The following is a 21,092-nucleotide window of genomic DNA, read 5'->3' on the forward strand; positions in this document are numbered from 1 at the left end:
GATAAAAGAATGAAAGATTGGTGGCAAGCTACTTTTCCCAAAGGGCGGCAAAGTTTAGTTATTAGTGATGCTAAAGGGTATCCCGTACAAATTGCTTATGGCGAAAAAGGTAGAGGTAAACCGCTAATTTTATTACATGGTATGGGGAGTTGGAGCTACAATTGGCGGCACAGCGTAGCAGCATTATCTAAATATTACCGAGTAATTTGTTTTGATGCCAAAGGTTTTGGTTTTTCTGAAAAACCATTGTCTCGTAAAGAACACAACGGTCATCAAGTTATTGAGTTTCAAAGAATTATTCAGGCATTATGTAATGAACCCGCAGTCATTGTGGCCGAATCTCTAGGGGGATTAGTTGCCCTTGCTCTTGCTCAAGAAAACCCGCAGTTAATCGGACGGCTTATAGTAGTAAACGTACCTGTTTTTGCCGAACAGCTACCCCATTGGTCTATGTGGTTGCTTGCCCAAATGCCTTTAGAAATAATGCAAACAATTGATTCTTTACGTCTGACATATTTGTTTGCACCTCTATTTAGAGAAGTTATGGCAATAGAAAGACGTAGAGTATTATTCGATCCCTCAATTTTAACGCAGGAAGATATCTATTGGATAACTTACCCGTTTACTGAATTGCCTGGTACGATCGCAAAAGTTGCCGAAGAGTTACAAATAGCCGCGCGAGAAATTGAGAATTGGCAAGCAAATAAGCCTAATATGCTCACCAAAATTCAAAATAACCTGAGTGCAATTAAGTGTCCCACACTAGTTTTGTGGGGTGAGCAAGATAGTTGGTTTCCTGCTAGTCATGGTAAAAAATTACATCAACATATCCCCAATTCTAAATTACAGATTTTATCTAACTGCTATCATGATGCCTCAACTGGGGCTTCTGCGGTGTTGAATAAAACGATTCTTGAGTTTTTACAAGATACTAACTTTTAAAGAAGGATTCAGAAGCCAGAATTCAGAATTCAGTAATATTAATCTGGTGATTCAGACGCTCTCTACTTCGCGCAGCGTGTTGCAGATAGACGATGCGCGTAGCTTGCTTTTGTACAGGAGTGCTACTGTTGCGCTATATACCAGTTGCACAAAATTCATTCTGACTCCTGAATCCTGACTCCTGAATTCTGTTTCGATAAAAAGAGAGTGGGAGGAAGCATATCAGTCAGCTTTCAAACTCCCACTCTATCATTTGCTGCTGAAGTGAACAGGAATGTATACAGACGTTACCCTTATTAGGGGCTAATGCGTAGTTCAACAACGCCTGCACGCATTTAATATTCCTGTTGCAGCAAATGCCAAACCTGATTATTGAATTTATTTAGCAAAGAATTGTTGGAGATAGCTTTTTGTTTTTGTAAATCACTTGGTAAATAGTGTTTTACAAAAGGAATTCGCTTAGGTGGTAGTCCCTGATAATCAAACCCTTGAAGTCGTTTATCTTCATACAATTTAACTTGAATCATCAAAAGCTGGTTGCCATTTTGGCAAGTTTTTAAATTTCCTAATTGCTCATATCTAACTTTTGAAAAGCAGTTAAACCGCTATATAGCAAATAAATTATTCGTACATATAGCGGTTCTTGTTTAAGTAGGGGCACGTTATGTTCCCTACACCTTTATCTCGTTCTCAGTCTCCGACTGGGAATGCCTAATGGGAGGCAGAGCCTCCCGAACTCGCGGCAGAGCCGCCAGGAGCAGCATTTCTAGCCTCTGGCTAGAAACGAGATTTTTGCATACCGTGCCCCTACACCTTGCGATATGACCTCGTACCACATCTGAATGGAAAACGCTATAACAAGATTCCCGACTTCTTAGAGAAAGTCGGGAATCTAAGCCTAGCTAATTGGCAAAAAGTGTTAATTTAACGGGGTTTACTTTACCGTAGTATTAAGACTGGCGTAAAATAGCAGACAATGAACTATTTTTACGAAGATCCATCAATTCTGCTAAGGATTCTGTGCGCGTATCCAGGTGGTGCTTGTGTTCTGCTGGGAGAACAGTTACCAGATGCTTTGTTTTAGGTTGCATCTGCATCAGGGGCATTAGTTGTGGCTGTGGCACAAAAATTGGCTGACTCTTGGGAAGATTTGGTTCCAATTTTTGGTAATGCTTCTGTGCCAAGCGTACCTGCTGGCGATTAACCTGTTTTTGAACTTTTTGCGGTTGCTTTGTGCGGTTAAGCATTCGGAAAATCAGCAAAGAACCACCACCACAGCTGAGAACGATCGCAGCAACCATCCATAAAGGTGTAGGATTACTACTCTCAGAGGGCACACCGATTGGTTCTTCAACGATAACTGGGATTTTTTCTGGTTCTTCTTGTGCTACCGGGCCAGCATTACCTAAGCTGTATAAGGCAAAGGCACCACCACCTAGAAACATGGCTAAACACCCGGTTAACAATAGCCAAGGATGATGTGCAACCAGATATATCAGAACATTCGAGCTGTTTTTTAGTCTCGATTTCCTGTTTGTCAGCTCTGGAGTAGCCCTTTTAAATTGGGTTCGCTCGCGCTGTACACTCTGACTTTTTTCCATGATTACTTTCAGATTTGTACCCCTCTAGTGAATAAATTGTACTGGAGGAGTCAAGCATCAGGTATCCGTAACAAATTTCAGATTTTAGTAGCTTTTTTGTAAAACATCAGCTACAAAATCTGGCTAAATTTTGCCAAAGTTCTGTATTTATTGTGACTTTTTACCGTACTAATCTGAAATCAGTTTGCTGATTTATTCTGTCAGCTAGGAGAATGTCTTTTAAGAGCAAGTTGAATTAACCGATCGACTAATTCTGGAAAGGAGACTCCACTATGTGCCCAGAGTTGAGGATACATACTTGTCGCAGTAAAGCCTGGTAAGGTATTGATTTCGTTAATAAATACTTCTTGTGTTGCTTCCACATAGAAAAAATCTACCCTTGCTAACCCAGCAGCGTCAACAGCGGCAAAAGCTTGTAAAGCCATGTCCTGAATTTGACGGGCGATCGCCTCTGGAAGCTGTGCGGGGATCAGTAAATCTGCCCGACCTTCAGTATATTTAGTTTCATAATCATAAAAATCGCTGTCATAAGTAATCTCTCCAATGACAGAGGCTTGGGGTCGATCGTTACCTAAAACGGCACACTCAACTTCTCTAGCGACTACTCCAGCTTCTACAACTAGTCGGCGATCGTAACTGGCAGCACTATCTAAAGCAGCTTCTAATTCTGGGCGCGATCGCACTTTGGCAATACCCACTGATGAACCCAAATTAGCAGGCTTGACAAAAGCTGGATAACCTAATGTTGCCTCAATTTCATCACACAGTTTCGGAAATACGCACGGATTAGACCAAACCTGCGATCTAGTTACCGCTTTGTATTTTACCTGTGGTAATCCCGCTTGCTCAAAGGCCATTTTCATGGCAATTTTATCCATTCCCATTGCCGAACCTAACACCCCAGAACCGACAAAGGGGACTTGCATCAAAGTCAGTAACCCTTGAATTGTTCCATCTTCACCGTTAGGGCCGTGGAGGATGGGAAACCAAATATCCACTTGGGCAACTTGAGAGGGAGATTGCCAATTGCTCAGAGTTTGGGCTTGAGGGTTGGATGTCAGGTTTCCAACAGAAGTTGATGCCGATTCCAGTAGCGGAGTGCCGGTTGCTAAAACCTTTTCGGGTGCTTCTCCTGCTAGCCAGCGGCCATCTTTTTGGATGTAAAAAGGCAATATTTCGTACTTACTAGCATTTTCCCCGGCACTCAAGGCGTTAGCGATCGCCCGTGCTGATTTGATCGAAACTTCATGTTCTCCCGAACGACCGCCAAACAGTAACCCCACCCGCAGCTTAGTCATTTTCGGCTCCTCCACACTTCTCAAGCAGATAGCGTATCACAACCTACAAAAATTGCCATATTTTTCTAGATTATTTTATCGAGGAAGGCAGGGGGAGCAGGGGAGAAGTTGCAGTAAGTTTTTCCCCTCTGTTTCTCTGCCCCCTGCCTTCTGCCTCCAATTAAAACAATCGTGTTGTCAGCTACAGTAATATTCCAGGAAAATGGGCAACAATATTGATAACTAACTAGAAATGCAGCCCTACCTGTAAAAGATGCTGCCGTTTCATGAAACCCAGAATTATTGTTTGTGGCTTAGGACGTACCGGATATAAAACCTTTCGTCTGCTGAGACATCAGGGAGCCTTCGTTGTTGGCATTCATCACCAATCTATCCCCGGCGAAACCGCAGGAGATGTGATTGTTGGAGATTTACAAGCAGCTTCCACCCTGACAGCAGCAGGAATTCAACAGGCACACACTTTAGTCATCGCTGGATCTAAAGATGCTCTGAATTTATCTATTATGATGCAAGCGCGGGTGCTGAATCCCCAGATTCGGATTATCAACCGTTTTTATAATACAAATTTAGGAGAGCGCCTAGATCAAAGTTTGCCAGACCATTTGAGTATGAGTGTTGTCGGATTAGCAGCACCCGTATTCACCTTTGCAGCGCTGGGAAACCGAGCGATCGGACAAATTAAATTATTTCAGCAAACTTGGCCAATTCACGAAGAATACATCGATCAAAACCACTTCTGGAAAGGTCGAAAGCTGAGTGAATTGTGGTCAGACCGATCGCGGATGCTAATTTATTACTTACCAGTCAAAGGTGAGATGGATTTGGTATCAGCTGTCATAGCTGGCCAAGAGATTCAAGTAGGCGATCGCATAATTATTGGTACACAACCCCGCATCCGTTCCCCCCGGAGATCGTTGATTAGAAAACTGCTAAAAGTTATGACTAATTTTAGGCAGTTTCAGGAACACGGGCGATCGGTAGTGGTGGGTGCTATTGCACTATTGACGGTTATTGCGATCGCTACATTCACTTATATGTCGGCTGAGTTGAGTTTGTCTCCTGTGGATGCTCTATATTTTTCTGTCGGCATGATTACCGGAGCCGGTGGTAATGACAAAGTAGTAGAAAATGCTCCTAACAGTATTAAGTTATTTACTGTTGTGATGATGCTGATTGGAGCAGTAGTGATTGGTATTTGGTATGCCATGCTCACGGATTTTGTCTTAGGAAGCCGCTTTAAGCAATTTTGGGATGCAGCCCGAATTCCTCAGCGATCGCACTACATTGTCTGTGGCTTAAGTGGTATTGGGGTGAGAATTGTTCAGCAACTCCACGCCAGCGGACATGAAGTTGTCGTCGTTGAACCCGACTCCAACAGTAAATATATCAACACCGCCCGCGAACTCGGTATTCCTGTGATTCAGGGTGATGCCAGCTTCCGCACAATACTCAAAGCTAGCAATATAAACTCTGCTGCCGCAGTGATTACTGTTACTAGCAATGATGCTACCAATTTGGAAATTGCCCTCAAAGCCAAAGGTTTGGCACCCAGTATTCCGGTGATTGTTCATTATGGCGATCCTGATTTTGCTGGCATAGCCCAACAGCTATTTGGCTTCGATGCAGTGCTGAGTCCGGCTGAATTAGCAGCGCCAGCTTTTGCTGCTGCTGCGCTAGGGGGACGTATCCTGGGCAATGGCATCACAGCCGATAGTCTTTGGGTAGCTTTTGCCACTGTAATTACAGCTTCACACGTCTTTTGCGGTCAATGGGTGAAAGATGTAGCAATGTCTGCTGACTGTGTACCTTTGTACGTAGAAACAAACCACCAAACTCTTCACGGCTGGGATTTATTAGAAACTAATCTCAGTGATGGTGACGTTTTATATATGACAATGCCAGCGACGCGGCTATATCAATTGTGGCGGGGCGAGCAAGTTTGTGAAGCACATGCTTAAGACAATAGACCTCTTGGCATTTGTGCTTTTTGCACTCTTGTGGGAAAAGGGACTCATCTTTATTGGGGAAAGGGAAAATACCAAACCTTTTCCCGATTTCTGCAAAAAGTCTAATTCTCACAGTCATTGCACCCTCATGCGTGACATTGATGTAAACTTAAGCCAAAAGCCTTTTCAAACCTCGTTTCTAGCGAATTATTAAAATCCAAAAAGGATCTGTTGTGAAAGCTGCAATTAGACTAGCTAACGAAAGTGATGCTTTAAAAATGCTGGCAATTTATGCGCCAGTTGTGTGGGAAACTTCAATTTCCTTTGAGATAGAGCCTCCCAGCAAAACGGAATTTGAAAAACGCATCAATAACTATCAACAGCAGATGCCTTGGCTAGTGTGTGAAATTAACGGTGAGATTCTAGGTTATGCCTATGCTACTCCCTACCGGACTCGTGCTGCTTACCAATGGTCTGTAGAATCATCCGTGTATGTAAATGTTGAATATCGCAGAAAAGGAGTTGCTAAAGCTTTGTACACTTCTCTTTTTGGCTTGCTGCAACTCCAAGGATTTTATAACGTTTTTGCTGCGATCGCTTTACCCAACCCAGCAAGTGTAGCTATGCATGAGGCTGTCGGTTTTTCGCCTCTAGGTGTTTTTTACAGAGTTGGGTATAAATTTAGTAAATGGCACGATGTTGGCTGGTGGCAATTATCTCTGCAACAAGAGCCACCGTTATCAGTAAATCAGCCTCTTTCTTTGCCAGAAGTGCAAAAATCATCTCTGTGGAATCAAGCTTTAAGAAGTGGACTCTTGCTACTTCGCGTTTAACTTGGTGTTGCCCTTAGCTATTTAACATTTATACATAATTTTCCGTAAAGGTCGGGAAGGGGGTTAGGGGGTTAGGTTAATCGTTAGCTTTTTCACCACCACTCCCCACTCCCATTTATTTGTTAACTACTCGTTGTTGGTATTCCTGCTCAGTAATCATATCAAGAGTGTTCTCTAGACGATCTACAAATACAATACCGTCGAGATGATCGTACTCGTGTTGAAAAATCCGAGCGATAAAATCGGTTAATTCTTGTTTTTGTAAATTGCCTTCAGAGTCAGTGTATTCGACTTCAATAGATTTATACCGAGGAACTAACCCCCGAATTCCTGGAACACTTAAACAACCTTCCCAATCTTTGACAACTTCAGTTGAATGAGCAATGATTTTGGGATTTATCATGGCAGTAGGTTCCATTTCTGGGGCGTTGGGATACCTGGCATTAGGACGGGAAGCCACAATAAATAAACGATAGGATTGTGCTACTTGAGGCGCAGCGATTCCCACGCCGTTAGCCTTGGCAACAGTGGCGATTAAATCTTCAATTAATTTTTGAATCTGCTCATCTTGAATATTTTCAACCCAAGCAGCTTTTTGGCGCAATGTTGGATTGCCTAATTGAATTATTGGCGCTAATTCAGTCATGATAAAACTCCTTTTAGGAATGGGGAATTGGGCATGGGGCATGGGGCATTGGAGAGTGGAGTATGTCAGTTGTTTTTCAAATGACCAATGACAAATGACTAATGACTAATGACAAATGACAAACATCATCCTTCACGTCTGACTGGCAAAGGAGCAGGTTGAACTCCTACTTGGACAATTTGCCCATTGCGTTCCACTTCTATGGGTAATTTAGTACCGATTTTGCTCTTTTCTACTAGCTTTTGTACTTCTTCAATTTTAGTAACAGGCTGGCTGTTAATGCTTTTAATCACATCACCGACTCGTAAACCAGCCACAGATGCAGGCGATCGCGGCACAATCTCAACCAGCAAAACGCCGTCATCTGCTGTAATATTTAAGCGATCGCCTGCGACATTTTTGATTCTTTCTTTATTTTCTGGTGTCAATGTCACCATCTGCACACCCAAATAAGGATGATCCACCTTGCCTTTAGCAATTAATTCTTGGGCAATCCTTTGCACAGTATTAATGGGTATAGCAAATCCCAAGCCTTGAGCGCCTCGGATAATCGCTGTATTCATTGCAATCACTTGACCGCGAGCATTGAGCAATGGCCCACCGGAATTACCAGGGTTAATCGCAGCATCCGTTTGGATGTAATCAACCCGCTTGTCACTTGCACCGATATCGCTACTAGAACGCCCTGTAGCACTAATAATTCCAGATGTGACGGTATTATTCAAGCCTAATGGATTACCAATGGCAATTACAGCCTCTCCTGGTTGCAAAGCATCGGAGTTACCCACAGCTAGAGTTGGCAGATTATTCGCATTAATTTTGATCGTTGCTACATCCGTTACTGGGTCTTCACCCAAAACTTTCCCATCAAAAGTCCGGCCATCTTTGAGTATAACAGTCACTCTATCAGCACCATCTACGACATGGGCATTGGTAACAATTTGACCGGAAGAATTAATAATAAATCCAGAGCCACTACCGCGCTCTACCCTTTGTCTAGGCTGTGGGGTTCCCTCTCCAAAAAACCGTCGGAAAAATGGATCGTTGTTAAATTCGTCTGGTACGCGAGAAGTGATTGTTCGGGAAGAATCAATGCGAACTACCGCAGGCCCTACCTGTTGCACTACTTTTACGACAAAATTAGGATCTCCAGATGAAGAAAAAATCGGCGGGGGGACAATTGCCGGATTAGGTTGTGTTGTGTTTTGGACTTGAGTATCGCTTTGCTGATTATCAACAGTCCTAGCAGGTAAAAGAGAGCAGCTCCCCAGGAACACCACTGCTACCCCGTATGAGAGCATCCACAACCTATGGGGTAAGCCTCTGGTTTTAATTTTTTTGGGTGCTGAGTGATGGTTTGTTATCTTCATGTATCGTTGCTTCTCCCTTGTCAGTCAGTGGGTGTTAGGATCTTGCCTACTGGGTATGTCCCAAAATGGTTACAACTTAAAAGCTTATTTTAGGTCTAGCGTGTCTCAATGCTAAATTAGTGCTTTCTCTTCTATTGTGACGATTAGCAGCAAAGGTGGTGGATAATGGAAATTCCCATAGAAAGTCTGTGGAGTCAGGTACTAGAGCGCCTAAAGCTTGAACTATCCCGACCTACCTTTGAAACTTGGATCAAAACTGCTAGTGCAGAGCGATTAGAAAATAATTGTTTGGTTATCCGCACTCCTAACCCATTTGCTCGTAATTGGTTACAGAAGTATTACATCAATACGATTGCTCATGTAGTCCAAGATATTCTCGGTCATCCCGTAGGAATTTACATTACTGTTGCTCAAGGTGATGAAGTTTCTCATTTTAGTGAACGAGAGGTTGCTTGGGAATCACCAAATTCCAGCAGTATTTCTGAAGCTGTTCCTAATCGCAATCATCAAACTACTGACTTAAACTCTAAATATGTCTTTTCGCGGTTTGTAGTTGGTGCTAATAATCGCATGGCTCATGCTGCTTCTTTAGCAGTTGCAGAATCTCCAGGTAAAGAGTTTAATCCTTTATTTTTATGCGGTGGTGTCGGTTTGGGTAAAACTCATCTGATGCAAGCTATTGGTCATTATCGCTATGCAATTTTTCCTAATTGTAAAATATTTTATGTTTCTACTGAGCAGTTTACTAATGATTTAATTACAGCCATCCGTAAGGATAGTATGCAAAGTTTCCGAGAGCATTACCGAGCGGCTGATGTTTTATTAGTGGATGATATTCAGTTTCTTGAAGGGAAAGAGTATACCCAAGAAGAATTCTTTTATACTTTTAATACTCTACATGAAGCTGGTAAACAAGTTGTCATTGCTTCCGACCGTCCGCCTAACCAGATTCCTAGCTTGCAAGAACGTCTTTGTTCTCGGTTTTCTATGGGCTTAATTGCAGATATTCAAAAGCCCGATTTAGAAACGAGAATGGCAATTTTGCAGAAAAAAGCTGAGGATGAAAATATTAATCTTCCCTGCGATGTGATTGAGTATATTGCTTCTAACTATACTTCTAATATTCGAGAATTAGAAGGAGCTTTAATTCGAGCGGTGGCTTATATTTCTATTTGGGGTTTACCGATGACGGTAGAAAATATCACGCCAGTTTTAGAACCGCCTAACGAAAAAATGGCAGCTACCCCAGAAGCAATTTTAAAGGTGGTGGCGGATAATTTTGATGTTTCAATAGATGACCTCAAAGGTAACTCGCGACGAAGAGAGATTAGCTGGGCGCGTCAATTAGGAATGTATCTCATGCGCCAACACACGGCTTTGAGTTTGCCGAGAATAGGCGAGGAGTTTGGTGGTAAAGACCATACAACGGTAATCTATAGTTGCGATAAAATTACCCAACTTCAAGAGAGCGATCGCACCTTAGTACAAACTCTACGTGAATTGAGCGATCGCATCAATATGACTAGCCGTTCTCAAAAACCATCTTGAAGATGTATTGTAAGTTTTCCACAAGCAGCAGTCTGAATTATGAGCTTTGACGGGTCAAGAATTAGTCAAGAATATTAAGTAACGTCTAAAAATTGATTAAATTTAACTTAGATTGTGGAAAAAACTGTGGAAAACTTGATATTTTGCTAGTAAAACTTAATTAAGTATAATTACCTTGTGGAAAAGTAATTGAGTTTTTCCACAAGTTTTCCACAGATAGTCTTGCCTAATATCAAACAGAAACAGTATTTGTAGGGTGTGTTAGGCGTAAGCCATAACGCACCATTCTTAAGGCTTTGGTGCCGTACTCTCCGCGCTCACACCCTACGTATCTTTTGAAAAATCAAATAGTAGTCCTATTGGCAAAACACCATCACCAAAATGTGGAACGTAGCCCATCAGAAAAAGGTAAAATCTATGTTTAGAGTGATGATTAAGTAAAAAGTTTATGACCACAGCAATTAAAAAACTCACTCTGGACGAGTATCTTGTCTATGATGATGGCACAGATGTTCGCTATGAACTTGTGGATGGAGAGTTAGTTGAAATGCCACCGGAAAGCGATAAGAATAACTTGATTTCTCTCTATCTACTGTCACAGTTTCTCAAGTTTGTCCCGATTCAACTGATTCGGCATAAAGATACAGAACTCGTGGTCATAGGCAATCGCACTCGTGTACGGCTACCTGATTTAATGATATTGACACAAGAGTTACTAGAAGCGATCGCAGGCGGACGAGCGACAATCACTCCAGATATGCCTTCTCCAACATTAGTGGTTGAGGTCGTCTCTCCTGGAAAGGTAAATGAGGATAGAGACTACCGCTATAAGCGTTCTGAGTATGCCGCACGAGGTATCCCTGAATACTGGATTGTTGATGCCCAGAAAGCCCGAATTACCCTGCTGACTCTGGTAGATGGACTGTATGAAGAAACTGTATTTCAGGGAACAGACATTATTAAGTCAGAGACTTTTCCAATGCTGGATATAACCGCAGTCCAAATATTGACGGCTGGACAAGTCTAAAATCCAATTATGCAACAATGCAGTAATATGGACTGACTCTGAGCATTGCTCGCACAGAGCGCGAGAGAAAGAAGAAAAGAAGGGAAAATAAAAAAGCGAACAGTACAAAAGGGCAAAAGTGTAAAGGGCTACTAAGTCGTGAGCGAAGCAGCAACCACAACCCGAAAACCCAAGCCGCCGAGCATACTCTCACGCGCAATATTGCCCCGAAACGCCGAGCGGCAACCCACAGGGCTGTCGCCCCACGAACCACCACGCAGGCTGCGATTATTATTCTCACCCTCCCAAAGGCTGCCGTCTGTTGGCGCTCCGTTATAATTTTCGTGCCAAGCATCCTGACACCATTCCCATATATTGCCATGCATATCAAATAAACCAAAGGGGTTTGGTGGAAATTGTCCAACATCTGTTGTCTGCTGACGAAATTCACCATTTGTCCCAGAATTATAAATGTTGTTTCCGTTATAATTCACTAAATCAGTTGTAATCGTCTCACCAAAATAAAATGGGGTAGTCGTTCCCGCACGACAAGCATATTCCCATTCTGCCTCACTAGGCAAGCGATAGGTTTTCCCAGTCTTGTTAGACAATCTGGCACAAAACTCAATTGCATGATCCCAAGAGACTTGTTCAACAGGTCGATTAGCGCCTTTGAAGTTGGATGGTTCGGGATTTAAATCAATATTTACCTTTTTCAGCGCAGCTACAATAGTCCATTGGCTTTGTGTAACTGGAAATTTCCCCATGAAAAAGGGTTGAACGGTGACGGTGTGCTGTGGACTTTCAGAATAAGATCGTTCTGGTTCATTCTCTGAGGAACCCATCAAGAATTTTCCACCAGGAATTGCAACCATTTCCAGAACTACACCATTACCCAAATTTTCTGAGAAAAACTCGGCTCGTTGCTGACTACGATTGATTGGTTTTCCCTTAGTATTTACCGTCACTACCTCAAACTCAAACGGCTTTGATTCTATGGCTACAGTCGGTTTTTGCTGACCAATAATTCGTTTTTCTATTGAAGCTATATCTTCATCTCTCAGCCCTAAATATTGCTGATAATCTCTCAAGTCATTAAATGTAGTTTCACTTAGAGTTGTTTCAGCTGCAATTGCCTCAATCAGCGTTGCTTCATATTCTTCTAATTTGTGCTGATACTCCTGATAAGGTTGTTTAACTTCGGCTTCGATGGCATCGGCAACCTCTGAGGTAAGTTTTAATTCGAGGCGTAGCGAATTTAGCATCCGACGAGCGGGTATGGTAAACTTGCCGCGATTGATGCGATTTTCTACTTCCCTGCGATACTTCAGCCTTGGGTCATCTTTAGGCGACTTTGCCAACAGAATCTTATGACCTTCTTCAACTGGGTAAAACTTGGGAGTCATTGCAGGCGCAGCTTCTTGCACTTTTGTACTGGCATAATCATGCAGTTCATCAATAGAAATCCAGCCATCGGTATCTTTATCGGCTGCACCTGTTTCAATACCTTCAACTAAATAGCGGGTGTAAATGGAGAGTTCTGAGCCTTCTTGCTCAAAGGAATATTGGGTAGAAGTGGAAGAAGTTAAGATTGCCCTGCCTTTACCGCCTAGTTGCTCTTGCACATTGATGATACCAGCATCTTTGACACTCATGCCTTGAGCGATCGCGCCACTAAAGCAACAGTCGAGAATTACAACTTGTCTCTGCGATCGGCTATCGTTAATATTGTCGTGCAAAACACTAGCTGCAACTGCTGAAGGTGTTACCAGTTTGCCATTTTGTGTTTTGGTCGCACGAGTTGATAAGTAAAGTTTGCCTCTATCATCTTTAATTCCATGCCCAGAAAAGTAAAATAGCAGCAAATCATCTTTCTGGCGGCTACTGAAAAGGTGGTAGATAGCATCTTCTATTTCCTGCCTTTGAGGATTTTTCAATACTGTGATATCTGCTTCAGCAAAGCCACCCATTTCTAGATTTACTAACACTCGCTGCATCGCCTCGACATCTTTAACAGCAGCAGGTAGCGAGTTTAACCCCGGCTCATACTCACTAATCCCGATTAGCAGTGCTACCTTCGCCATCTTTACTATCTTGTGTCTTTTTTGTATTGTTCAGAAAATCCTGAGCTTGCTGCATAGCAAATTCAAACTCTTTGCGACTGCTGGCTTCTAAGTTAAGTTCTCTGCCATCAGGTGCTTTGAGTGCTAGTTTAATTGGTTTATTGCCAAAGCGATCGCTCAAAAACCCAAATAAAGCCTTAAAACTGGCTGGATTTACTTGTGCGTTTAACAAATGCCATAAAAAATCGCCACCAACTTTTGAATGCTCTGGGGCTTCTGTTGCAGCCACTAAACCTACTTCTTCTACTCCATCAACTTCTCTAAGCTGTGGGAGCAAATTCTGTGTCTCTGCTTGCAACTCCTCTTCGTCTAAACCCAGTTCCGACAGGGAAATAGTCACCTGAACATTAGATGTGGTTGCCATTATGAAGCATCTTAGTGGTGTTAAAAGTATTTCTGATGAATTGTAATATTTTTTGAGCTACGGATATTACACCAAGCGAATAGAATTTGTGGCTACATAGGCAAAACCCACTTTTGCTGAGTTAAAAACCTTGATTTTCGATTCGTTCGCCTTGAAGTTACTCAAATAGATTCAGCCAAGAGGTAACTCCTTGAACGGGAGAGTGACGATGTTGTGAATCTCCCGTTTGGTAGGTATTGTTTTCCTATTGGATTTTAGCTAACTTATATTTGCACCCGACACCCCATTCATAGATTTATTTCCAGAAGAAGGCTGAATAGAATCGGCTGCTAAAGAATTGGTGACTTTGGAATTGCCTAGTACGCCTCGCTTCTTTTTGGTATTACCTCGTCTAGTACCACCCGCCATCTCGTATTCTTGGCTGATTTTACCGTAACGGCTGGCAACTCCTAGTAACATTTTTTCTGACATGGTTATTACAGCCTGTTCTGCGTTATTCACGTCATCAGTGAGTTTGTCAATGGTAGATAAAGCAGTATTGTAAGCAGCAAGCTTAGACCGGAGATCGTTAATTGTCGTATTATAAGCTTGTATAGTTAGTCCTTCCCCAAAGTCAAGTTCTACGCTGATAGATTGTAAACTTTCAATTCGGCGATCGGCTCGTTCTAAAACGCTGGAATTTCTTTTGCGACGTGCCATAATCCATCTCTGCTACTAGATTTATAGTACTGTTTTATACAAAAATATATTTTATGTCATGGGGAAATACTACAAATAAGTTGCGTAGACATAGACCATAGTAGGCATCCCATCTCCCAAAGTTTAATTAATTTTACTTAGATTATTTTGACATTTTAGGTAGTAAATAAATTTATAAGTTCATTACAACAAATGCTGCAATGATTTAAGGGTTTCTTATACATGGAAGAATGTGTGTTGCAAAGTATTAAGCCTTTGCAGCAAATGCTTATATATTTTTTGGAAATACTTAAGGGTTTCTTATACATGGAAGAATGTGTGTTGCAAAGTATTAAGCCTTTGCAGCAAATGCTTATATATTTTTTGGAAATACTTAAGGGTTTCTTATACATGGAAGAATATTTGTTGCAAGTGTTTCAATTATTACAGTTTGAAGCGTAGAAGCGATACTTGTGGCGGACTACGCCTAAGCGCTAATCAAACAAATAGCGATCGCCTATAAACATAAGGATGTTAGGATATCTTTCACAAGCTGTATCTGACTTATGAAATTAGTTTGCTCCCAAAGCGATCTCAGTACAAACCTCTCACTTGTTAGTCGTGCAGTACCTTCACGACCAACTCATCCAGTACTTGCCAATGTGCTGTTACAAGCGGATGCCCAAACTAACCAAGTAAGCTTAACAGCCTTCGATCTCAGCTTGGGAATCCGCACCAGCTTTAACGCAGAGGTATGGGAAAGTGGGGCGATCGCACTTCCTGCTAAGTTACTTGTAGACATCACCTCTCGTCTTCCAGAAGGCGAAATCACTTTAGACGATGAATCAGCCTTGACAGGTGCAACATCTGGTGGAGAAGGTTTAATTGTCACACTCACACCCAAGAGTGGACATTACCAAGTCCGAGCAATGGGGCCGGAAGAATTTCCCGAACTCCCTGTAATTGAAAATACAGAAGTAATTCATCTCACCACCACCGCATTAATTGAAGGATTACGCGGATCATTGTTTGCTACCAGTGCTGATGAAACCAAGCAAGTACTCACTGGCGTGCATTTAACAGTTAAACAAGACACCCTAGAATTTGCAGCTACAGACGGACATCGCCTCGCAGTCGTAGAAACTAGCAACGAGCGTCCTTTAGGCGGAACTAGTCAAGTAGAAGTGACAGTACCAGCTAGAGCATTACGCGAACTTCAACGAATGTTAGCTCATAGCGCCTCATCAGATGAACCTGTAGCTTTATATTTCGATCGAGGTCAAGTTGTGTTTGCATGGCAAAATCAACGCTTGACTAGTCGCACATTAGAAGGGCAATATCCTGCTTATCGACAATTAATTCCCCGCCAATTTGAGCGACAAGTAACAATCGAACGGCGACAGTTTGTCAGCACTTTGGAGCGGATTGCTGTGTTAGCAGATCAAAAAAATAATATTGTTAAACTCAGTATTGATAGCGAAGCCCAAGAAATTACCTTATCTTGTGAAGCTCAAGATGTAGGCAGTGGTAGAGAGCCGATGCCTGCCCAAATTTCTGGTGAAAATATCGAGATTGCCTTTAATATTAAATATTTGATGGAAGGCTTGAAAGAGTTGCCATCTTCTGAAATTCAAATGCATTTAAATCAAAGCCTAACTCCAGTGATTTTTACACCATTGGGAGGTTTGAAAATGACGTATTTAGCTATGCCGGTGCAACTTAGAAGTTAGAGGTCAAAAGAGGCAAGGGAGCAGGGAGCAGGGAGCAGGGGAGAGAGGCTGAAACGGAGCTTGTACTCTTTACCCTAAAGACTTGCCTGCACTACCTCCTGCTCTTTTTTAGTCCGTCAAACTCACGTTAACAAATCGCGATCGCAATCAGGCGGGCGCTTAAGCTGCCATCGCGCTTTGTTTGAGATTTGCCTGTTCATATCATGTCCGGTTAATTAGTTATAATTACTGTCATCTATGCAAAAAGCAGGAAACCCTCTTTCCCCCTGCTCCCTGCTCCCTGCCGTCTTAATGATAAGTCTTTCACCCACCGGGCACGATATCACTGGTTGTTCGTGTATCGTCAGCACTAGCACTAATGACGACTGACATCAAAGGAGGTGCGATCGCAACACAAGCAAGTCTCTCCTTATTCTTGCTGTTCTTGAGTTGACTCTACAATGTCTCGGTTCGTAGCAAAGCCGTTGAGGATTAATCCGCGAATAATTGACACCTCTTTGTCTAAATTACGCGCATAATCTTCATATTTTATGCTTGCTTTCTGCAAATTATAACTTTTCATTTGTTCAGCCATTTCACGCGAAAATGTTACTTTTTCCTCTAAAGCTCGAACAGCCGACCACAAGGTATTTTCAATATTCTCAGTTTGTTGACTCAACAAGACATTGGCAGTAAAGGAATGCCCGGTATGGCAGCGAAATCGCAGCGGCTTCGAGTTTTTAATTTGCCAAATATTCCCATTACATTTTTTCGAATTATCGAAGAAGACACGGCGACGCTCCGCGTCGCCGTGTCTTCTTCAATGAATCCCCCTATACCTCTGGCACTCCGATAACTGCAAGCCTTGCTGCTCACAAGGAGTCAGTCTGAGATTAAGGCTAGCCAACAGAGTGCTTACCGTCTGCTAACGCAGTATTTTCTTAAAGACCGATCGCCCCAGCCTCACAAGACCCCATCCGTTCCTGCTTCTATGACTTCTAACTCACCTGCTCCAGACAGTTCATCAGGATTGAATACTTATATTGCATCTGACCCAATTAAACCCGATGCCCTTTTTCCTGTCGTCGGCATCGCTGCTTCAGCCGGTGGGCTAGAAGCATTTACAGAACTCATCAGCCATCTATCTACAGATACGGGTATGGCATTTGTGCTGATTCAGCATTTATCCCCAAACCACGAAAGCGTGCTGTCCGAAATTCTAGGTAGAGTGACCGAAATAACTGTGTGTCAAGCGCAAGACCAGATGACGATCGAGCCAAACAAAATTTACGTCATTCCGCCTAACACTCAAATGACGCTAAAAAATGGAATGCTGCATTTGGCTCCCCGTCAGAAAACTTTTGGAAAATATATGCCGGGAGATACGTTTTTCTTCTCATTGGCAGCAGAGCAGGGCAACAAAGCGATCGCGATCGTTCTATCGGGTACTGATGGAGACGGGGCGGAAGGACTGAAAGCCGTCAAGGTTGCAGGAGGCGTCACCTTTGCTCAGTGCCAAAACACGGCTAGATTTGACGATATGCCGAATACTGCCGTTGCCACCGGAAACGTTGATTTTGTGCTGCCGCCGGAAGCCATTGCTAAAAAACTGGCAGAGCTTAGTCATAATCCCTTTTTGTTGCACCCAGAGCCGCTAACGGCGATCGAACAACTGCCTCAACCAGGCGATCCTTTGACCACCATTTTTGCGCTGCTGCGGACAACCACTGGCGTTGACTTTACCCTCTACAAACCAACAACACTGGATCGACGAATACAGCGACGGATGGTGTTGTACAAGTTAAATAGGCTGGAAGACTACGCTCAGTACCTGCAAGCGCATCCTAATGAACTGCAAGCGCTGTATGAAGACATCCTGATCCACGTCACCAGTTTCTTCCGTGACTCAGAAGCCTTTGAATACTTGAAAAGCCAGGTTTTTCCTAGCATTAGTCAAAACAAATCAGCAGACAATCCGATTCGGATTTGGGTAGCGGGATGTTCAACCGGTGAAGAAGTTTATACGATTGCTATTTGCCTATTAGAGTTTTTTAGCGATCGCGCCAGCGTTCCTCCAATTCAGATATTTGCCACAGACATCAACGAAACTGCGATCGAAAAAGCTCGCTCAGGTTTTTATTTAGACACTCAATTGCAAGGAATTTCAGTACAGCGCCGCAGCCGCTTTTTTGTGCCATTGGCAAGCGGTGGCTATCAAGTTAGCAGCACTGTCCGCGAACTGTGCGTCTTTGCTCGGCATAATTTGGGGAGCGACCCGCCATTCTCGAATCTCGACTTGATTAGCTGTCGCAACGTGCTGATTTACTTATCAGATTCGTTGCAGGAATACGTTATGTCCCTGTTTCACTACAGTCTCAACTTGACTGGCTTTCTGATGTTGGGTAGTTCAGAAAGCGTCAAAAACTCCTCAGACCTGTTTAAGCCTATCCACGAGACCTTCAAAATCTATGCCAAAAAATTCAGCTTGAGCCGTCCTTTGTTTTCGTTCACGACCAATTCTTACCCCGCCATGAACGTTGAGCGGCAGCGAAAAACTGAAACCATCGCTGCTAATTTTGATTTAGCGCGAGAAGTCGATCAAATAATCTCAAATCGCTACGCGCCTGTATCTGTCGTAGTCGATGACCAAATGCAGATTTTGCAACTGCGAGGAGACACCGATCTCTACCTGAAGTTGCCTACTGACACAACCAACTTAAATGTGCTGCTGATAGCAAGAGAAGGATTGACCGTCGTGCTGCAAACTGCAATTTATCAAGCCCAAACCCAAAACCTTTCAGTTCGACAAGAGCAAATTCGCATTGAAGCGGGTGAGCGCTCGACCCTCCTGAATTTGGAAGTGATTCCATTCAAAGCCGCAACCACTACGCCGAAGCCTCCCTATTTGCTGCTGATTTTTGAAGCGGTTTTACCTGTGGTTGAACAAAGCTTTGCTACTGCTCAAAGCCAAGAATTAGAAAATGAAAGCTTAGAACGGGAAGTTATTCAGCTACGGCAGGCGCTAGCAGCTGCGATGCAACGCGAATTTTCAGTTCAAGCGCATCTGCAAGCGGTGATTCAAGAACACAATTATCTCAACCAAAGCCTGCGAGTGGCGAACGAAGAAGTTCTGTCGAGCAACGAGGAGTTGCAAAGCACAAATGAAGAACTCCAAACGGCTAAAGAAGAGATTCAAGCCACCAATGAAGAACTCTCCACGACCAACGACGAACTTCGCAACCGCAACTTGCGCCAAAACCGAGACAATAGCGATCTGAATAATTTTATTGACAGCATCAGTATTCTGATTGTGATGCTGACCAACGATTTAATTATTCACCGCTTTACGCCCGCAGCCGAGCGAGTCTTCAATTTCATCCCTGCCGATGTCGGGCGACCTTTTAGCGACCTCCGCATCAATTTTGAAGTTCCCAACTTAAAATCGATGATATCAGAGGTGCTGGAGACACTTAACACCAAAGAACAGGAAATTCAAACTCAAGCAGGCTATTGGTATACCCTCCGCATTCGCCCCTATCGCACAACAGAAAACCAGATTGATGGGGTGACAATGGTTTTCCTGGATATTGACGCGCTCAAACGCCATACCGCCACGTTAGAGTTAGCTCGTCAGCAGGCAGAAACCGCTAACCGAGCCAAAGATGAATTCCTCTCGAACCTCTCGCATGAACTCCGCAATCCCCTAAACATCATGCTGGGCTGGACACAAATACTACGCACCCGCGAACTCGATCGAGCCGCGGTAACTCGTGCTTTAGAAATCATTGAGCGGAGTGCAAAAGCGCAATCTCAGTTAATTGATGATATTTTAGATACCTCTCGGATTGTCAGCGGTAAGCTCAATCTCAGCACCAGTCCGATCGATCTGCTTTTAGTAGTGCAAGCCGCGATCGAGACAGTGCAATTATCAGCCGAAGCAAAAAATATTCAAATCGTTTCAATCTTGAATTCTGAGATCGTCATCGGCGATGCCGAGCGCTTACAGCAAGTCCTGTATAATCTTTTATCGAATGCGATCAAATTTACGCCCGAAGGTGGACGAGTCGAAGTTAGGCTCATGTCTGACAGAACTCACGCTCAAATTCAAGTCAGTGATACAGGACAAGGAATTTCGCCAAACTTGTTGCCGTATATTTTTGAGCGATTTCGTCAAGGAGATTCCAGCACCACGAAAGCGAAGCCAGGGCTGGGACTGGGGCTATCAATTGTGCAGCATCTGGTTGAACTGCATGGTGGCACGGTTCAGGCAGAGAGTCCGGGTTCAGGACAAGGAGCAACGTTCACCGTCAGGCTGCCAAAAAGGGATCTACAAGGGGAGTTTACACTGTCGAGCGATTTAGAGCCGACTGCGTTAGAAGTCGCCCCAGATCGTTCGAGCGATGCTGTCCCCTCATTGTCGGGTTTGCAGATTTTAGCGGTTGACGATCAAGCCGATGCCCGTGAGATAGTTAAATTTGTGCTGGAAGAGTACGGGGCCCAAGTGCTGACCGTGGCATCTGCAAGAGTTGCTCTAGCGGTTCTAAGTAAAAACCCCAGTCGGTACGATCTGCTAATTTGCGATTTGGGAATGCCAGAGGAAGATGGTTACTGGTTGATTCGGCAAGTGCGATCGCTCAGTGCAGAAGCCGGAGGGCAAATTCCAGCCATTGTACTGACTGCCTATGTAAGTGAGTCAGAACAACAACAGAGCATTGAGGCTGGGTTTCAAATGCACGTTGCTAAACCTGTCGAGCCAGATCAATTAGCGTTGTTAGTTGCAGACCTAGCAGGACGAGCTTAGAAAATTGGCAGCAAAGTTTGTTGTGTACGCTTGCTCCCTTCCGATTAATTACGCTTATCTTGCCTACTGCAAGGTACATTCAACAAAACTATAAAATGGCGATCGCACTGTGCCAGTTGCGTAAGTCTTCTTACTGTAAAATAAAATGTTATTTAACCCTGATTTAGCGTGAGTTCGATGAACCTCTCCCGGACAACCTCCCTCTCCCACGGGGAAAGGGAGGAGCA

Annotated in this window: 16 protein-coding genes; 7 read left to right on the forward strand and 9 right to left on the reverse strand. The window is 43.4% G+C overall.

The window, feature by feature from the left end; translation table 11 throughout:
• The first annotated feature begins 9 nt into the window (after positions 1 to 9).
• Positions 10 to 942: an alpha/beta hydrolase gene (locus RM049_RS14665; RefSeq protein WP_322704671.1), complete on the forward strand. Its 933-nt coding sequence runs from the start codon at positions 10 to 12 to the stop codon at positions 940 to 942.
• A 335-nt stretch (positions 943 to 1,277) separates the two neighbouring features.
• Here RM049_RS14665 and RM049_RS14670 read toward each other — a convergent pair whose 3' ends face one another.
• The 3 genes from RM049_RS14670 to RM049_RS14680 all read right to left on the reverse strand — a co-directional run bounded on the left by RM049_RS14670 (position 1,278) and on the right by RM049_RS14680 (position 3,841).
• The gene (locus tag RM049_RS14670; RefSeq protein WP_322704672.1) at positions 1,278 to 1,469 is read right to left on the reverse strand and encodes a hypothetical protein; all 192 of its coding nucleotides are present in this window, start codon (positions 1,467 to 1,469) and stop codon (positions 1,278 to 1,280) included.
• 423 nt (positions 1,470 to 1,892) lie between these two features.
• A complete protein-coding gene (locus RM049_RS14675) occupies positions 1,893 to 2,387 on the reverse strand; it encodes a hypothetical protein (RefSeq protein WP_322704673.1) in 495 nt (164 codons plus the stop codon).
• Positions 2,388 to 2,743: 356 nt separating this feature from the next.
• A complete protein-coding gene (locus tag RM049_RS14680; RefSeq protein WP_322704674.1) occupies positions 2,744 to 3,841 on the reverse strand; it encodes a D-alanine--D-alanine ligase family protein in 1,098 nt (365 codons plus the stop codon).
• 266 nt (positions 3,842 to 4,107) lie between these two features.
• Between RM049_RS14680 and RM049_RS14685 the strand changes: the two genes are divergently transcribed.
• Complete coding sequence (locus RM049_RS14685) at positions 4,108 to 5,799, forward strand: NAD-binding protein (RefSeq protein WP_322672848.1); 1,692 nt, start codon at positions 4,108 to 4,110, stop codon at positions 5,797 to 5,799.
• Positions 5,800 to 6,020: 221 nt separating this feature from the next.
• Entirely contained in the window at positions 6,021 to 6,620 is a 600-nt protein-coding gene (locus RM049_RS14690) for an arsinothricin resistance N-acetyltransferase ArsN1 family B (protein WP_322672847.1), read from the forward strand.
• 115 nt (positions 6,621 to 6,735) lie between these two features.
• Here the strand turns inward: RM049_RS14690 and def are convergent, their stop codons facing one another.
• A complete protein-coding gene (gene def, locus RM049_RS14695) occupies positions 6,736 to 7,266 on the reverse strand; it encodes a peptide deformylase (protein WP_322704675.1) in 531 nt (176 codons plus the stop codon).
• Positions 7,267 to 7,391: 125 nt separating this feature from the next.
• Positions 7,392 to 8,636, reverse strand: coding sequence for an HhoA/HhoB/HtrA family serine endopeptidase (locus RM049_RS14700; RefSeq protein WP_322704676.1), 1,245 nt, complete (start codon positions 8,634 to 8,636; stop codon positions 7,392 to 7,394).
• 165 nt (positions 8,637 to 8,801) lie between these two features.
• Between RM049_RS14700 and dnaA the strand changes: the two genes are divergently transcribed.
• Both dnaA and RM049_RS14710 read left to right on the forward strand, forming a co-directional pair.
• Positions 8,802 to 10,184, forward strand: a complete 1,383-nt coding sequence (gene dnaA / locus RM049_RS14705) for a chromosomal replication initiator protein DnaA (RefSeq protein ID WP_322704677.1) — start codon at positions 8,802 to 8,804, stop codon at positions 10,182 to 10,184.
• 448 nt (positions 10,185 to 10,632) lie between these two features.
• A complete protein-coding gene (locus RM049_RS14710; RefSeq protein ID WP_322704678.1) occupies positions 10,633 to 11,211 on the forward strand; it encodes a Uma2 family endonuclease in 579 nt (192 codons plus the stop codon).
• A gap of 131 nt (positions 11,212 to 11,342) precedes the next feature.
• Here the strand turns inward: RM049_RS14710 and RM049_RS14715 are convergent, their stop codons facing one another.
• From RM049_RS14715 to RM049_RS14725, 3 genes are all read right to left on the reverse strand, one after another.
• On the reverse strand, positions 11,343 to 13,274 hold the full coding sequence (locus RM049_RS14715; RefSeq protein ID WP_322704679.1) for a caspase, EACC1-associated type: 1,932 nt from the start codon (positions 13,272 to 13,274) through the stop codon (positions 11,343 to 11,345).
• Positions 13,243 to 13,677 carry a sugar ABC transporter permease gene (locus RM049_RS14720; protein ID WP_322704680.1) on the reverse strand — a complete coding sequence of 145 codons (435 nt, stop codon included), beginning with the start codon at positions 13,675 to 13,677 and terminating at the stop codon, positions 13,243 to 13,245. Before RM049_RS14720 ends, RM049_RS14715 begins: the two co-directional genes overlap by 32 nt.
• A gap of 258 nt (positions 13,678 to 13,935) precedes the next feature.
• Positions 13,936 to 14,376 (reverse strand): hypothetical protein, encoded by a 441-nt coding sequence (locus tag RM049_RS14725; protein WP_322704681.1) that lies wholly within the window; start codon positions 14,374 to 14,376, stop codon positions 13,936 to 13,938.
• A gap of 545 nt (positions 14,377 to 14,921) precedes the next feature.
• Here RM049_RS14725 and dnaN point away from each other — a divergent pair.
• Complete coding sequence (gene dnaN / locus RM049_RS14730) at positions 14,922 to 16,085, forward strand: DNA polymerase III subunit beta (protein WP_322704682.1); 1,164 nt, start codon at positions 14,922 to 14,924, stop codon at positions 16,083 to 16,085.
• 409 nt (positions 16,086 to 16,494) lie between these two features.
• Here dnaN and RM049_RS14735 read toward each other — a convergent pair whose 3' ends face one another.
• Positions 16,495 to 16,743 (reverse strand): hypothetical protein, encoded by a 249-nt coding sequence (locus RM049_RS14735; RefSeq protein WP_322704683.1) that lies wholly within the window; start codon positions 16,741 to 16,743, stop codon positions 16,495 to 16,497.
• A gap of 186 nt (positions 16,744 to 16,929) precedes the next feature.
• On the opposite strand from RM049_RS14735, the gene RM049_RS14740 reads away from it, so the two are divergent.
• Positions 16,930 to 20,865 (forward strand): CheR family methyltransferase, encoded by a 3,936-nt coding sequence (locus RM049_RS14740; protein WP_322704684.1) that lies wholly within the window; start codon positions 16,930 to 16,932, stop codon positions 20,863 to 20,865.
• Positions 20,866 to 21,092 lie beyond the last annotated feature (227 nt).

The sequence above is a fragment of the Nostoc sp. DedQUE04 genome (assembly GCF_034530995.1).
Lineage (GTDB): Bacteria > Cyanobacteriota > Cyanobacteriia > Cyanobacteriales > Nostocaceae > Nostoc.

Bases quoted from the DNA above. Each gene is read 5' to 3' on its own strand.
- RM049_RS14710 (WP_322704678.1), top strand. From the start codon at position 10,633: ATGACCACAGCAATTAAAAAACTCACTCTGGACGAGTATCTTGTCTAT.
- RM049_RS14725 (WP_322704681.1), bottom strand. From the start codon at position 14,376: ATGGCACGTCGCAAAAGAAATTCCAGCGTTTTAGAACGAGCCGATCGC.
- RM049_RS14715 (WP_322704679.1), bottom strand. From the start codon at position 13,274: ATGGCGAAGGTAGCACTGCTAATCGGGATTAGTGAGTATGAGCCGGGG.
- RM049_RS14675 (WP_322704673.1), bottom strand. From the start codon at position 2,387: ATGTTTCTAGGTGGTGGTGCCTTTGCCTTATACAGCTTAGGTAATGCT.
- RM049_RS14685 (WP_322672848.1), top strand. From the start codon at position 4,108: ATGAAACCCAGAATTATTGTTTGTGGCTTAGGACGTACCGGATATAAA.
- RM049_RS14670 (WP_322704672.1), bottom strand. From the start codon at position 1,469: ATGATTCAAGTTAAATTGTATGAAGATAAACGACTTCAAGGGTTTGAT.
- RM049_RS14665 (WP_322704671.1), top strand. From the start codon at position 10: ATGAAAGATTGGTGGCAAGCTACTTTTCCCAAAGGGCGGCAAAGTTTA.
- RM049_RS14700 (WP_322704676.1), bottom strand. From the start codon at position 8,636: ATGAAGATAACAAACCATCACTCAGCACCCAAAAAAATTAAAACCAGA.
- dnaN (WP_322704682.1), top strand. From the start codon at position 14,922: ATGAAATTAGTTTGCTCCCAAAGCGATCTCAGTACAAACCTCTCACTT.
- def (WP_322704675.1), bottom strand. From the start codon at position 7,266: ATGACTGAATTAGCGCCAATAATTCAATTAGGCAATCCAACATTGCGC.
- dnaA (WP_322704677.1), top strand. From the start codon at position 8,802: ATGGAAATTCCCATAGAAAGTCTGTGGAGTCAGGTACTAGAGCGCCTA.
- RM049_RS14680 (WP_322704674.1), bottom strand. From the start codon at position 3,841: ATGACTAAGCTGCGGGTGGGGTTACTGTTTGGCGGTCGTTCGGGAGAA.
- RM049_RS14720 (WP_322704680.1), bottom strand. From the start codon at position 13,677: ATGGCAACCACATCTAATGTTCAGGTGACTATTTCCCTGTCGGAACTG.